This is a genomic window from Hyphomicrobium sp. (genome assembly GCF_036262015.1).
Taxonomy (GTDB): domain Bacteria; phylum Pseudomonadota; class Alphaproteobacteria; order Rhizobiales; family Hyphomicrobiaceae; genus Hyphomicrobium_C.
In genome coordinates this window covers 211,451-224,987 of the sequence record NZ_DATAJR010000004.1, presented here as the reverse complement: position 1 = coordinate 224,987, position 13,537 = coordinate 211,451, and the positions used below count along the sequence as shown (strand labels likewise).

Genomic DNA, 13,537 nt, shown 5'->3' with positions numbered 1-13,537 from the left:
GAATCCGGCTATTTCCAACCGCCAGCCGCAAGGCGTGGGGCTGGTCTATGTCGGAAGACATCATTCTGGAAATGGACGACCTTCGTGAGGTGGGGCACCGGCGCACGGCCAGGAGAGATCCTGACCCTGCAGTGGACACACGTCGATCTCGAGCGACGCCTACTTCTCTTGCCCGATAGCAAGACCGGCCAGAAACCGATCGTGCTCAACCATCAATCGATAGAGGCTTTGAAGTCGATTCCTCGGATCGCCAATTGTCCGTGGGTCATCACCGGGCATCTAGAGGGAGAGCATCTTAAATCGTTGCAGCCTGCGTGGGACAAGGTCCGCCGAGCCGCTGGCATCCCGGATGTGCGGATCCACGATCTGTGCCATTCGTTCGCAAGCTTCGCCGTCATGAGCGGCGGTATGCTTCCTGTGATCGGCAAGCTGCTCGGCCACAACACGCCGATCACAACGGCTAGGTACGCTCATCTTTCCAACGACCCGGTGAGCCATCTCGCCGAGATCATCACCGGAACGGCTCTCGCGAATGCAATGGCTTCTGGCAAGCTGCCGGGGGAGACCGACGCCGAACAACAGAAGGCAGCGGGCACGCTCGAGACCCTCAAGGGCAGCTCGCGGAGCTGCTGGCGGACACGGCTAAGCTTTCGAAGCCCTAGTAGGGCGCCAACAATCAGCAACCAAGGAATGATCTCAAAAGTCCTCTATCGCCGAGACGCCGTGTGAGATCGGTGAACAGGCCCGCTCTCTGGCACGGGCGAGACCTGGCATACGCTTGCGTCCCCTGTCCCCGCATTTTGCCCCTACTGGCGGTTCTGCTTACTGAAGTTGGATTTGACCTTATCAGCTTGGTCGACAGAGCCATTCTCTATACGCGAAGATTCACTTCTAGCTCCATTCGAGGCATTCATTAGCACTAAGCCACTAACGATCAATGCAGCCGCCATAATGCGGGCTACGCTTGCTGCTTCGCCAAGAAATACAAGCCCGACCACAAAAGCTCCAATAGCACCAATTCCCGTCCAGACAGGGTAAGCGGTACCGAGCGGCAGGGTACGCATTGCCCATGCCAGCAGCACAAAACTAAGGAGCATTGCAACAATAGTTGCAAGCGATGGCCATAGCTTCGTGAAACCCTCCGATTGCTTCATAGAAAATGCCCAGACGACCTCCAGCAAACCCGCCACTATTAGAGTTACCCAAGTCACCACGTGAACCTTTGTGATAGCCTGCCCTCCCATTCTACATACGTCGCAATTCAACCCCGAGCTGGCGAGAGCTCCATCTGCTTTGAAACCAGCCACAGAACTTCAATGGCTAATCATCCAGGGTCGTCTAGTTGGGAATGTTTTCAACTGCGGAGCATTCTTCAATGCTCTGTCCTTTTTATTTCCGTTACAGCATGAGCAGCCCGCTGCATGCTTCGCGCGATAGGCTTCAGATGATATCGGCGCGTGCTTTGCACGCTCATTGCTGTCGTGAGCCTGTCGGACAGAAGCGCCAATGGTCGACATATACGGCGCTGATATCAGCACTCGTGGTGCCATCTCCGAACAATCAGGGCACGGAGACGGTTTGTTGTACTCGCTCATGGGGCGGATGGCGGAGAAAACGCCATGACAAGCGCACTCATAATCATAGACAGGCATCGTCAGAACTCCTTTGGACCGAGAGCAGGTGGGACCTGCTCTCGATCCCGCTGTCAGATATCCGGAGAGATTGGCATCTGGACCGAGCCGTCGATATGTCGCGAGGGCCCTGCCGAGCTAGGATTGATGTCGAAGTCAAAGATTGCTGTAGGCAACCAAAGAGTGGCACAGGCGTTCGGGATATCCACCACGCCCGAGATATGACCCTCCACCGGGGCTGTGCCGAGTATCGAGTATGCCTGCGCTCCCGAGTAGCCAAACTTCTTCAAGTACTCGATTGCGTTCAAACACGCCTGGCGATACGCGACATGAACGTCGAGGTAGTGTTGTTTTCCTTGCTCATCAACCGAGATGCCTTCAAATATGAGGTAATCGTCATACCGTGGCTTGATCGGCGATGGCTTAAAAATGGGGTTCTTGATACCGTATTTCGCTACGCCGTCTTTGAGCACTTCAACTCGAAGATGAAGCCATCCCGCCATCTCGATGGCGCCACAGAACGTGATTTCCCCGTCGCCTTGACTGAAATGCAGATCGCCCATTGATAGGCCGCCACCCGGAACATAGACCGGGAAGTACACTCGCGAGCCGCGTGACAGGTCTTTAATATCGCAATTGCCCCCGTGCTCGCGCGGCGGAACCGTTCTGGCTGCCTCGGCAGCTGCCTTTGCTTTCTTTTCTCCCTTGAGGGCTCCGAGATGCGCTGTCTCTGCGAACGGCTTGTTTCCAAGGGGCGGAATACGATCGGGCTGGCTGTCGATGAAGGGAATTTCCCTATCGTTCCAGGTCTTCAGTAGTTTTGGATCCGGAAGGCAGCCAATAAGCCCCGGGTGAATCAACCCCGGAAACTTAACGCCGGGCACGTGCCGTGACCGAGTGAACATTCCAGAGAAGTCCCAGATGGATTTCTGAGCGTGCGGATAATGCTCCGTTAGAAACCCACCACCGTTATTCTTCGAGAAGAATCCGTTGAATCCCCACTCGCTATCTTTCTTCGCACCGATATCGAGGATATCGACAACCAAAAGATCGCCGGGTTCCGCCCCCTTGACTCCGATTGGACCCGACAGAAAATGCACAATCGTCAAATTTATATCGCGCACATCATCGGCTGAGTCGTTATTCTTGATGAATCCACCTGTCCAGTCGTAAGTCTCCACGATAAACTCGTCACCCGGCTTAACCCAAGCAACCATCGGGATATCCGGATGCCATCGATTGTGGACCATATCGTTTTGATACGGCGACTGACTTAGATCGACTTTAATAATAGTATCGGCCATTTCACTTCCTTATTTGCATTTACGCTTCGGCATAGCGTCGCGTTTTCATTTGGGCACGGCACCAACTGCCTTAGAGAGCCAAGATAGCGTGTGCTCTCCCTGCGAATTGCCTCCGACCCCGTGAAGAGACACCTCACGGGGCCGGCACTGAATCAATTACCGTGAAGGAGGATACCCTCCGCGACCGCTTGGAATCGCGACCGCTTTTGTGAGCACATAGTGCAACAATCCGGCAACAATGCATGCCGGAATTGATGCGCTAATCCAGATAAATGGACCATGAGCATCAAGCGTCTGCGGATTAAACAGCGCCCAATACACTAAAGCGCCACCAATCAGGGACAGGAACGAAATCGGATTTACACCGCCCCAAAACCGATACTCCGAATTCTTATCGTCACAGAACAAGCTGCGCGCATTAATCCGGCCTTTTCGCAGAATCAGATAGTCGACAAATGCAACACCAGAGAGCGGAGCGAAAGCGACAGCTGTCCATGCGACAAAAATAAAAAAGTTGTCGTACACTTGTCCCGGAAAGAACGAAATAACCGCCACCGGAACAAATAGCGCACCTGTTAGAAAACCCCACGGAATAGATTCGAAGTACTTCCCCCCGGCCTGTCGCATGGCAAGACAAATACCGTAGAAAATACTCACCATCGCGGTAATGTTTGCAATTCCTATGAAGAGCAACGCCACAGTCCCGGCGATGACGCCACCTAGCGGGATCATCCACGCAGTAGGATCGTAAGATCCAAGACTGAGGGCAGCGAACAGGCCGACAACTTCACCGATGACTGCAGCAGCAAATACTCCCAGCATATTTGGCCATAATGCTGCTCGAGGAGTTCGGGTGAACCGGGCGATGTTCCCGAGTACCGGCCAATAGCCGAAGCCCGCAGCCAGGTTGAACTCGACCGCGATCATGAAATTCACCCTTGGATCCGCAAAAGGTGCAAGCGGCGGGGCAGTGTTAATTTCTTCCCAGGTTTTTGTACCAAAAATAAGAAAAATAAGCCCAACACAAAGGATGATCTTCCCTGGTCCTACTATGCGGTTAAGCCACTTGACAGCCGTCGGCCCCTTCCAAAGCAAAAGCCAGGAGATGAAAATTGAAAGCACGGCAAACGCTGTGACCGGAAAGTCGTTATCACCGATTTGCGCTCCAGTCATTCCGTTGACTACGGTGCTTAGCGCCCGACCAAACATAATGGACAGCACCGACGACCAACCAATTCCAAAAACAACCAATAGGCACGCAACAAGAAGCACCACACCAAGCGCCCCGAAAATCGATCTCAGAATGGTGTAATGCTCGATTCCATATTTTCCAGGCGCTAGACAAACACTCACCGCCATTATCGAAATACTGATCACGTTACCAATGATGATCGCATACAAACCATCATGCGCGCCCACAACAAGCGCCGTGCTTCCGCCAATCAAGAAGGCCCAGGTTGCAACCGCCAAGCCGACATTGATCCAGGTATGATCCCAAAATCCGAGTTCCCGTTCCTCCTTCAAGACCGGAAGCGTACCGAAAGCAGCGCTGGCCCCTGTGTACTTTGGTGCGTTGGCCATTATTGCCCCCCAATCCAAAGAACTAGAGCGGTAGCAAGTATACCCGCTGCCACCACGTACCAAAGGACAAGCTCGCTAGTCTTGATGTCGGCCATGGCTGGATCATTGTAGTCCGCAGAACCAATTATCTGAAGTCGGCGATTTAGCTCTCTCTTGAACTCGTCCTCTTCAGAATTGGATGGCGTAGTCATGCTTCCTCCTTCAACCGCCCACGCATTAAGCGCTTCGAGCTGTATGTTTTTTTATTTCACACCAAAGGAATTACGCTCGCACCGCCGCATCGCGTGTGAATATCCGCAGTCCGCGCATAACACCGGCCCCATGAAGAGAGACCACTTTGACACGTCTGTCAATCTTTTTGACGGACATGTCGATTTTTTTTCGCCAAATACTCCTTATCTTTGGATATGTCATTTTCGTTCTTTTTCTTAACATATTGTTTTTGCTGATATTTTTTTGACTTCGAGAGCGAATTTTTTGACTTTTTCTTACCCTTCCTTCACCGATGCATCTGTTTGACATCCGTGTCAAATTGGTGTAGATCTGCATCGATACAATGTGGCAGGTATGCCAAGAATAAATGCGCCAAGGGGCATCAGGACATCTTGCGTTGGTGCTGGAGGGGATTGCGGTGGGCAGAAGATGACAAGCGACATTAAACGCCTTGAGGAACGGGTTAGAAAGGCAAAGCAGCGCCTTTGTTTGAATAATGGCGCTCGCGCAGACGAGCTCTTGGAGGGTGCCTTGGCGTGTTTCGCCGAAGAGAGGCTCGATGATGTTACGGTGCCCCTAATCGCTAAGAGGCTGAACGTTGCGCACTCACTAATTTATTATTACTTCAAGAATGCTGAGGTTTTTTTTCAATCCTCCGTCCTTCACGCGCTGGACCGGATGGTTTCCAGATATGGCGATATCATGCGCGACAACGCCAATGGAGCGAATCTGCTCGCAGCTTATCTCGATCTTAGCGTCGACATGGGAGACACGTTGCGAAGCCTTACTCGCATCATGTTTTCAAACGCTTGCGGAGCAAAAAGTTCCGGATCTGCTTTTGTCGATAGCTTCATAGATGAGTATTATCAATTCGAAGAGCAAACGCTTTCGGCGTGTATCCGCGCCGGCGTTTCGGAGGGTTTTTTTGTTTGCGATGACCCGGATGCTATGGGCGCCTTTATATCCAGGCACATCGACGGAATTTTCGTAAGTAGCTTCATGTCCCATGGCGTCCCAATAGCAGACGCAATGCAGTACCTTAAGAAAATGATCTGTGAAATTTTGCATTACAAGGGGGATTTGAACTCCCCTCTGTATTACGAAATTGCGGGCAGAAGGTCTGCTGGCGGCAAGGGATTGAAAAAGGACGCCTAATATAAGCTTACCGCTTTTACGCGTATTTCTCCGCCGCGTAGAGTGGCAACGGAATAAGTTGGAGAACGAAGACGTCGTGAATACAAGGGAGTGAAATAATGATTGGTCCGGACTTTGACTGGGATAGCGCAAAAAGGGAAATGGAGCCCTGGAACTGGTGGGGGATTCAGACATATTTCCGCTGCCCGTTTAACGATAAGCCGGGAGAAAGCGACATCGCGGTCATGGGCGTTCCTCATTCTTCCGGCAACGGTTCTACCGAACGTGATCAGCATCTCACGCCGGCTGCTGTACGCAATGTCTCGGCACTTTTCCGGCGCAGCCACGGACGTTTTGGCATCACCCCCTGGGACTTGGCCAAAATTGTCGACGCAGGCGACGTCCCGTTGCCCGAAGGGATGGTGAACGACGTCAGTGTTCAATACATCGAAGCTTATGCAAGACGCTTCAACGATGCGGGAACGCGTCTTGTATCAATCGGAGGAGATCACAGCGTCACGGGCCCCCTGATCAAGGCAGTGGCAGGTCCTCACTCCAAGTTGACAAACGGACGTCCTGTTGCGCTCGTGCATTTTGATTCGCACACGGACGTTTATCACAACCTTCCACACTGGTTCGGCAACAAGCGGTCGGCAGGGCACTGGGGAAGTTACACGGTAGCTGAAGGCCACGTTGATCCGCATCGCTCTACGCAAATTGGAATTAAGTCGACCTTCTCAACTTGGGGGTCCGATCAACCTGCCAAAGACCTAGGGTACAAGGTCATTGGAATGGATGAGGTTGAAGAAATCGGCTGGAAGGGCGTTGCAGCCGAAATTCGCAAGCGCGTCGGCGACTCTCCGATTTACATTACATTTGACATGGACGTCCTAGATCCGCCGGATGCTCCTGGCGTAGCTAACGTTGAGCCAGGTTATCCGGGTCTGAGAATTGGTGATGGTATCCGGATTCTGCAAAGCCTCCGCGGGTTGGACATTGTCGGCGGCGACATCGTTTGCATGATGCCTATCAAGGACAACCCCAACCAAATTACTTCCATGAACGCGATGGTCGTCGCATTCGAAATGATCTCGCTCATGGCAGATAAGCTGGGGAACAAATCCAAGGCGAAATAGAGACGCGTTATCGCGGACCGGCATTCCACCAAAGCCGGTTCGCGATGATCCCAACCTATTCTTGGACCATCATCACCCAAACCCACAACAGCAGGGATCACTGCTGAGCCGACTTTTGGCTCGCGAGTATCTCATGAAAGCAAGAGTACCTCCAAATGCCCGCAACCCCTAGACGATCCGCCCTCGAGCAGCGCCATCGCGAATTGGGATCCGATCTTTCCAATTCATGGAATGGGATGCCACTGGCTCAACGCTATAAGTCGGACCCATACGAGGAAATTGCCGCCACACGCTATCGCGCCGGTTTGATCGATGTGTCTGCGCTGAATATCGTCAATGTATCCGGATCGCAAGCTACTGAGTTCCTAAACTACATCTTCACGTCCGATATTTCAAAAATGAATGCTGGCGATTCTCAAATTTCCAACCCCGTAAACGAAGAAGGCGGCATTATAGATGACGCGCTACTTTATTGCGATGGGCCGAACCAATTCCGCATCTCGCATGGCGGGGGCAAGCTTTTCGAAGAGATGCAAGCGCTGAAGAAAGGTTACGACGTCACCTTCGAACAGGACATGGATGTTCACGTGCTGGCGCTTCAAGGGCCGGCATCGAAGGCCATCCTTTCGTCCCACACCGATGTCGACCTTGCTAAGCTAGTTTACTTCAAGCACGCCAGCGGAAAACTGTTTGGGAGAGATGTATCCATAGCAAGAGGTGGATATTCAGGCGAACTGGGTTTTGAGGTGTTCTGCAAGGCCGCTGATGCCGTTGCGATTTGGGATTCCATTCTTGCGGCCGGAAGATCGGCCGGAGTTGCGCCGGTTTCTTGGGATTGCCTCGATATCGGGCGAGTTGAAGCAGGCCTACTCTTTTTCCCGTGCGAGATGCCGATGCAGAATACCACTCCGTGGGAAGTACGTGCAGACTGGACTGTCGACCTAGACAAAGCGGATTTTCGCGGCAAGGACGCGTTGTCTAAGCGTCGGGGGAAAGAAAGATCTTTCGTAACCGGGCTTGAGATAAACTCGGAAACCGCTGTTAGTCCGGGATCGCCCCTGTTCTCTGACGGCAAGAAGGTCGGCGTAATCACCACGGCTGCTTTTAGTCGCCATCTAATGAAATCTCTAGCATTGGCGCAGGTCGAGCCGAACTTTACCGCATTAGGAACGCCGCTGGTTGTCCAAGACAATGGGAACGAGATCGAAGCAACTGTCGTGCGGATGCCCTTCTATGATCCTCTCCGGTTGCGAACGCATCCTCGGTCGCAGCGCATCGATTAATGGCGAGTGCTGACTGACGGTTGTCACGAGGGGACCCGGTTGTTTTCCCCCTCGTGATCTTGCCTCGATTGATCATGGAAATCACGCACGCCAATCGAAGCAAATCAGAAAACCCACTTTCGGAGCGCACAAGAAAAAACCCCTGGTGGATCGAGACGATGCTCGTCGATGGAATAAAAAGTAGACCACGCTACAATGGTCTTTCTGTAAACAAATCCTCCCGCAACCATGTCTTTGTTGCGGATGGTGATGGCGTAAATGCTATTGCCGACTTGTTCGCCGTTCATTCGCAGGACATCGGTGGACATGTCACGATTGTTTTTGCCGAGCACAACGAAGGCAAAGCAGAACATGCCGCGCCTTTAGAGTCGATTTCGGCCGACTCCGTACATATCATGCCGTCCATCCCCACTGCGATTAATCGCTTGGCAGGTGTGTTGCACTCTGCGCGGATGGGAACGCAAATTTATGCGTCTGGAACCGAAGCGCTGATCGGTCTTACCATTCAGCTGGCTCAAGCATACGGCATGGATCCACAATCGGTCATTACCGAACACCGTGGCAGCTTTGCTCGTCGCGTGCAATGCGTTCATTGCAAAGGTTTTACCGAAGATGTGCGAACGAACATTGTGGAGTGCGCGCACTGCCGTACCAACCTATTAGTCCGGGATCATTATTCTATCCGGCATGCTGCATTCCAAGGTGTATGCGTGGACGCAGAAGTACCGGGTGATCTCCCACAGGTTATCGAGGCGTTCAAATGACGAGTGCAGAGATTCCGGTTCTCGTAGATCGTATCGAAACGGTCGCTCAGGACATTAAGCGTCTCCGTTTTGTTTCGGCCGATGGAAGTAGGCTTCCAACGTATTCCGCAGGGTCGCACACTATTCTCACAATGCGGGACGGCTCCAAGCTCTACAGAAACGCATATTCCTTGATGGGCCCGCTCGACAGCGAGGCAGGTTACGAGATCAGCGTACTTAAAACGCCGACTTCACGCGGCGGCTCCCGTTTCGTTCATGATTACTTGCACGAAGGATCAGCCGTAACTATCAGCTCCCCCGTGAATCTATTCGAGCTCGACTTGCGTGCGCGAAAACACCTTCTGATCGCCGGCGGAATTGGCATCACACCGATAATGTCAATGGCTGAACAGCTCGAGAAGCTGGGCCGTCTTTTCGAGATTCACTATGCGACCCGCACTTCGCGATCCGGCGCATACGTGGGCGAGTTGAAACGCAAGTTTGGCGCACGTGTACGACATTATCAAACCGATCGATCTGAGTTTCTCGATACCGATGTAGTTCTTTGCGGACAGCCACTTGGGACGCATCTTTACGTATGCGGGCCGGCAGGAATGATCAACGACGTGCTTCAACGCGCAGATCATATGGGCTGGCCGAGCCAGCACTTACACGCTGAACACTTTACTGCTCCGCGTTCGGGCGCTCCCTTCGATGTGGAGCTTGCGAAAACAAATCGAACCATCCGCGTGCAAGCAGACGAAAGTATCCTTCAGGCACTCGAAGCGGCCGGCGTTGAAGCGCCTTGTCTTTGCCGGGGTGGCGCATGCGGACAATGCGAAACGCCAATCCTGAGCTGTAATGGGAGCATTCAACATGAAGACCACTACCTTACCGACGAGGAAAAAAAGGCAGGCGACAAAATTATGATTTGCGTGTCCCGCATCCAGGGATCGCGCCTGACCCTCGATCTCTAAATATCATCTTCTGCGAGGAGTGCTCGATGAACCAGGAATTTAAAAATGAGTCTTTTCGGGATGACTATACTTTTTTCAATAGCCAGGAAGCAATCCAGCGCTTTCCATTCCCGTTCCCTGAAGACAAGTACATGTATTCGGTCAACATTGAGCCGCATACAAAGGGGCCTAATGGCTCAGTTTACGAATTCCCGATCGATATTAACGAGCACTATGTTGCGGAAATGAAAGATCGCGCGATCGTCCTCAGCGAGGATCCGTTGCGGTGTCAGGCCCTTCCGCACATGATGCTCGCGCAATGGGACTTCCTCGAACTTGTCATGACATCAATGGCGCGCGATTACCCCCAATGGTTCTCGCTCACTGCGGATGGGGACCGCTGGCATTGGATCAATCGTCCGCTTGGCATAGACCAACGGTTCACCTTCGGAGACACGGCCACGCTTCCTTGCGAGCCAATGGAGTACGTCGGACGCCAGTGCCAGGGCGACTTTTCAATCCAAGACCAACGTGACGGTCAGCTATGGATGGACGCTGGGATCATTACAAGCCAAGCCGATTGGTCTCTCGATTTTGATGTCGGCATGAACTTCATGCAATGGCACGGTCCCGTGCCGCTGGCTCACGATATGGGCGTTTTCGATAGGGCTCTAAGATTCCTGCTCAATCTAAAAAATGGTCACCCAGTGCGCCGATTGAACTGGACGATGACCGTCAATTCGCGCCTTGACACCAGTCCAGAGAATTACCCGAAATGGGGGAGAGATCGTACGACCGTTTCACTGGCAAATGTCGGCGAAAAGGTTCACTTGCGGGTCGAGCTGCAGGCTCTATGGCGATTACCGCGATCCAACGCAATTCTGTTCTCCATCCGGGGCTACCTCATCAAGATGAGCGAACTCGTCACGGTTCCAAAGTGGGGGCGCCGAATGCATCGCGTGCTGCAATCTCTTCCGACAGATCTAATCGATTACAAGGGCATCACACGGTACCGTGATACCACTATAGAATGGCTGTCGCATTACGACGACGGCAAGCCGACCTCAGCTGGTTGTGGCCCAGACTGAAATTCAACGATCATGGCCTCAATTACAAGCAGCGAGCGCTCCCCGAGGTTCGCGAAGCCCCCTTGCTTCCCGGACCCTAAACTGGCTGGAAGATCACAGATCTTCCAGCCCTTTTTGCCACACAATGTCATCCAGGAAACAAGGACTAAGCTATGAGCATCCTGAGCTTCGGGAAAAAGTTCAATCCGCAGACAACTCCGATTGTAACGGACCTGGTTGGCTGGACTCCCTATGACGGAGCGCCATCCATGAAGACTTGGATTGAACACAAATCCGACGATGGCAAGCTTCTGACAGGCTTCTGGGAAGCTCAGCCAGGCACTTACCGCGTAGTCTATACGGCCGACGAATTTATTCATGTCTTCGAAGGCCGAGGGACATTGTTCCCAGACTACGGGCAGCCAACTACGTTCGAAGCCGGTGATAGCTTTCAGATCCCTAAGGGCTTTACGGGTTTGTGGAAGACAGAGGATCGAATTCGTAAGGTTTTTGTCATCCGCGCGTCCTGACACGCTAAACGGTGGTGATATTGGTCACTGCTGTTCTTTCGTCTCAGCTTCAGTATAAATTCGTGCACATCCTCGCGGTCAGCCTGCAAAGCTCGGTGAGATTGCAGGTCTGGCCGGGGTGTCTCCGACAGGACGTCGTCCGAAGGGTCAACTGCATTGCCTTGTATGTAATCGCAGAATTTCCGCTTCTTGGGACGGAGCTGCCGTCGTGCCGTTGACCGAAAAGTCCCCTAGCAGACATTTGCGATAGCGCCGTAGGCGGCTCCGCCGCTGACACTCGGCCATGTCCGCTTGTCGATGAGGTTCGCTCGTCTTTAAGTCGCCGTATCCGGTAGCAATTGACCCTGAGCGGACCTTCTGAATCGCCATCCACCAGTGTCAGCGGTGCACGACTTAATCCTGAGATGCTCCCGCGGCGGGACGCGAGCCCATCAGCCGCTTGAGGACGGCGATGATATGCGGGTCGCCCGACTGCGCGACGTTGAAGACATTTCCGGGGGCAAGAACCACTTTTTCCTCGACGGCCGAACGAGCGAGTGAGGCGGAATCCTGGCCCTCAGGCCGGCGGCACCAAAGATAAAATCCGCCGCGTGGCGTCAGCCAGGGCCGAATTCCAAGAGGCTCCAGACGGGAAGCCATCTTGCGTCTCGCTTGCGTAAGGCGCTGGCGCAGTTCCTCAATATGCTTGCGGTAGCCGCCACCAGATAAAACACTGGAAATCAGCTCCGTTGCGATGGGGCTCGGCCCACCGAAGCAAGTGGCGACTTGCAGATCGAGCAGGCCTTCAATCCAATCCGCGCGAGCGGCGATGTAGCCGCAGCGGACGGAAGCGGATAACGTCTTCGAGAAGCTGCCAATCCGAATGACGCGGTTGAGGCCGTCGAGAACGGAAAGCCGTGCCGACGCCTCCGGTTCGAAATCAGCAAAGATATCGTCCTCGACGATCGTGAGATCGTGCGCGGAAGCCACGCTCAAGAGCCTGTAGGCGGTCTGCAGCGAGAGCGTAGCGCCCGTCGGATTGTGAAGCGCGGAGTTTGTGATGTAGAGACGGGGCCGCTCCGCCGCGAGGACAGATTCGAAGACAGTCATGTCGGGCCCTGTGATCGTGTAAGGAACACCGACAAGCTTGACTTGGTGTACCCGCAGCAGCGCTCGAAAATTGAAATAGCAAGGGTCATCGACCAATACGGTATCGCCGGGCGACAGCAGGACGCGGCAGACAAGGTCGATCGCCTGAGTGCTCACGCGAACTCGTACGTACTTCAGCGTAAGGCCCCATGATTAAAAGTCACGTGCTCTACTTAGATGCACGTTCAGACACGTGTAAAAACGCAGGTTCTATTATGTTTTATACGCATAATTTCGTTTGCCGGCTTTGCTCGCGCCTAATCGAGACATCCTGCCACTAGTCGGCTTGCGTGCGTTCGAGATACCGACCGCTGTCGCTACACCGATGGTATCGAGTGGTGTGGCGCAGTCCACAGCGAAGCCAAGGGATGAACCAGACACCATCATCGTGCCCGCACAGAAGGAAGGGTTTGAGCGCGGCTTCTTGGGTGAGAACGCGTGGTGGGCAATTCGTATCGGTGGGGGAATGCTTCCGAAGATCAAATATATCGCTGGCTATCAAACGCGGCCGGTGCAAGCAATTACCCATGTTGCTCCGGTGGCGCGGATTGAGCCGTACGGCGAGGAGGGAAAATACAAGGTCGTTTTCTCCGAGGCCGCGAAGGAGATTGCGCCAATCCCGTTTGGTGATGCGCCCAGCGGCTCGATGCAAGGACCACGCTACACGACGTACGCGAAACTTATGAACGCGAAGACGGTGAAGGATTTCGTTTAGAGTACCGGCAAACTCTGCTTTGGCTTGAACCCGGACTATACCGACCACTTCAGCCGCACCCCCCCTTGAGAACAGCTGCTTTGGCGTCGGGGAGAACCTCTTTCACCCGGTGGGTA

Annotated in this window: 12 protein-coding genes and 2 pseudogenes; 9 read left to right on the top strand and 5 right to left on the bottom strand. The window is 53.4% G+C overall.

Annotated elements, in window-relative coordinates:
* Positions 1–84: 84 nt before the first annotated feature.
* The gene (locus VHO05_RS02080) at positions 85–729 is read left to right on the top strand and encodes a site-specific integrase (RefSeq protein WP_329644951.1); all 645 of its coding nucleotides are present in this window, start codon (positions 85–87) and stop codon (positions 727–729) included.
* Positions 730–899: 170 nt separating this feature from the next.
* Here VHO05_RS02080 and VHO05_RS02075 read toward each other — a convergent pair.
* From VHO05_RS02075 to VHO05_RS02060, 4 genes and pseudogenes are all read right to left on the bottom strand, one after another.
* Positions 900–1,244, bottom strand: a pseudogene (locus tag VHO05_RS02075) (DMT family transporter); the annotation flags it as partial.
* Positions 1,245–1,313: 69 nt separating this feature from the next.
* Positions 1,314–1,652, bottom strand: a complete 339-nt coding sequence (locus tag VHO05_RS02070) for a zinc ribbon domain-containing protein (protein ID WP_329644950.1) — start codon at positions 1,650–1,652, stop codon at positions 1,314–1,316.
* A gap of 53 nt (positions 1,653–1,705) precedes the next feature.
* Positions 1,706–2,935, bottom strand: coding sequence for a formamidase (fmdA, locus tag VHO05_RS02065; protein ID WP_329644949.1), 1,230 nt, complete (start codon positions 2,933–2,935; stop codon positions 1,706–1,708).
* A 156-nt stretch (positions 2,936–3,091) separates the two neighbouring features.
* Positions 3,092–4,516 (bottom strand): cytosine permease, encoded by a 1,425-nt coding sequence (locus VHO05_RS02060; protein ID WP_329644948.1) that lies wholly within the window; start codon positions 4,514–4,516, stop codon positions 3,092–3,094.
* A gap of 642 nt (positions 4,517–5,158) precedes the next feature.
* Between VHO05_RS02060 and VHO05_RS02055 the strand changes: the two genes are divergently transcribed.
* From VHO05_RS02055 to VHO05_RS02025, 7 genes are all read left to right on the top strand, one after another.
* Positions 5,159–5,884: a TetR/AcrR family transcriptional regulator gene (locus VHO05_RS02055; RefSeq protein WP_329644947.1), complete on the top strand. Its 726-nt coding sequence runs from the start codon at positions 5,159–5,161 to the stop codon at positions 5,882–5,884.
* A 98-nt stretch (positions 5,885–5,982) separates the two neighbouring features.
* Entirely contained in the window at positions 5,983–6,999 is a 1,017-nt protein-coding gene (locus tag VHO05_RS02050; protein ID WP_329644946.1) for an arginase family protein, read from the top strand.
* Between the two features lie 155 nt (positions 7,000–7,154).
* Positions 7,155–8,282 carry an aminomethyltransferase family protein gene (locus VHO05_RS02045; protein WP_329644945.1) on the top strand — a complete coding sequence of 376 codons (1,128 nt, stop codon included), beginning with the start codon at positions 7,155–7,157 and terminating at the stop codon, positions 8,280–8,282.
* Positions 8,283–8,356: 74 nt separating this feature from the next.
* Positions 8,357–9,046, top strand: a complete 690-nt coding sequence (locus VHO05_RS02040) for a dimethylamine monooxygenase subunit DmmA family protein (RefSeq protein WP_329644944.1) — start codon at positions 8,357–8,359, stop codon at positions 9,044–9,046.
* The gene (locus VHO05_RS02035) at positions 9,043–10,002 is read left to right on the top strand and encodes a PDR/VanB family oxidoreductase (RefSeq protein WP_329644943.1); all 960 of its coding nucleotides are present in this window, start codon (positions 9,043–9,045) and stop codon (positions 10,000–10,002) included. Before VHO05_RS02040 ends, VHO05_RS02035 begins: the two co-directional genes overlap by 4 nt.
* Before the next feature lie 26 nt (positions 10,003–10,028).
* Positions 10,029–11,069, top strand: coding sequence for a DUF3445 domain-containing protein (locus VHO05_RS02030; RefSeq protein ID WP_329644942.1), 1,041 nt, complete (start codon positions 10,029–10,031; stop codon positions 11,067–11,069).
* Positions 11,070–11,221: 152 nt separating this feature from the next.
* The gene (locus tag VHO05_RS02025) at positions 11,222–11,578 is read left to right on the top strand and encodes a cupin domain-containing protein (protein ID WP_329644941.1); all 357 of its coding nucleotides are present in this window, start codon (positions 11,222–11,224) and stop codon (positions 11,576–11,578) included.
* Between the two features lie 393 nt (positions 11,579–11,971).
* Here the strand turns inward: VHO05_RS02025 and VHO05_RS02020 are convergent.
* Positions 11,972–12,817, bottom strand: a pseudogene (locus VHO05_RS02020) (PLP-dependent aminotransferase family protein); the annotation flags it as partial.
* Between the two features lie 127 nt (positions 12,818–12,944).
* Between VHO05_RS02020 and VHO05_RS02015 the strand changes: the two are divergent.
* A complete protein-coding gene (locus tag VHO05_RS02015; RefSeq protein WP_329644940.1) occupies positions 12,945–13,421 on the top strand; it encodes a hypothetical protein in 477 nt (158 codons plus the stop codon).
* Positions 13,422–13,537 lie beyond the last annotated feature (116 nt).

Coding starts and splice junctions, on each gene's coding strand:
- VHO05_RS02070 (WP_329644950.1), bottom strand. CDS start 1,652: ATGCCTGTCTATGATTATGAGTGCGCTTGTCATGGCGTTTTCTCCGCC.
- fmdA (WP_329644949.1), bottom strand. CDS start 2,935: ATGGCCGATACTATTATTAAAGTCGATCTAAGTCAGTCGCCGTATCAA.
- VHO05_RS02060 (WP_329644948.1), bottom strand. CDS start 4,516: ATGGCCAACGCACCAAAGTACACAGGGGCCAGCGCTGCTTTCGGTACG.
- VHO05_RS02055 (WP_329644947.1), top strand. CDS start 5,159: ATGACAAGCGACATTAAACGCCTTGAGGAACGGGTTAGAAAGGCAAAG.
- VHO05_RS02050 (WP_329644946.1), top strand. CDS start 5,983: ATGATTGGTCCGGACTTTGACTGGGATAGCGCAAAAAGGGAAATGGAG.
- VHO05_RS02045 (WP_329644945.1), top strand. CDS start 7,155: ATGCCCGCAACCCCTAGACGATCCGCCCTCGAGCAGCGCCATCGCGAA.
- VHO05_RS02040 (WP_329644944.1), top strand. CDS start 8,357: ATGGAAATCACGCACGCCAATCGAAGCAAATCAGAAAACCCACTTTCG.
- VHO05_RS02035 (WP_329644943.1), top strand. CDS start 9,043: ATGACGAGTGCAGAGATTCCGGTTCTCGTAGATCGTATCGAAACGGTC.
- VHO05_RS02030 (WP_329644942.1), top strand. CDS start 10,029: ATGAACCAGGAATTTAAAAATGAGTCTTTTCGGGATGACTATACTTTT.
- VHO05_RS02025 (WP_329644941.1), top strand. CDS start 11,222: ATGAGCATCCTGAGCTTCGGGAAAAAGTTCAATCCGCAGACAACTCCG.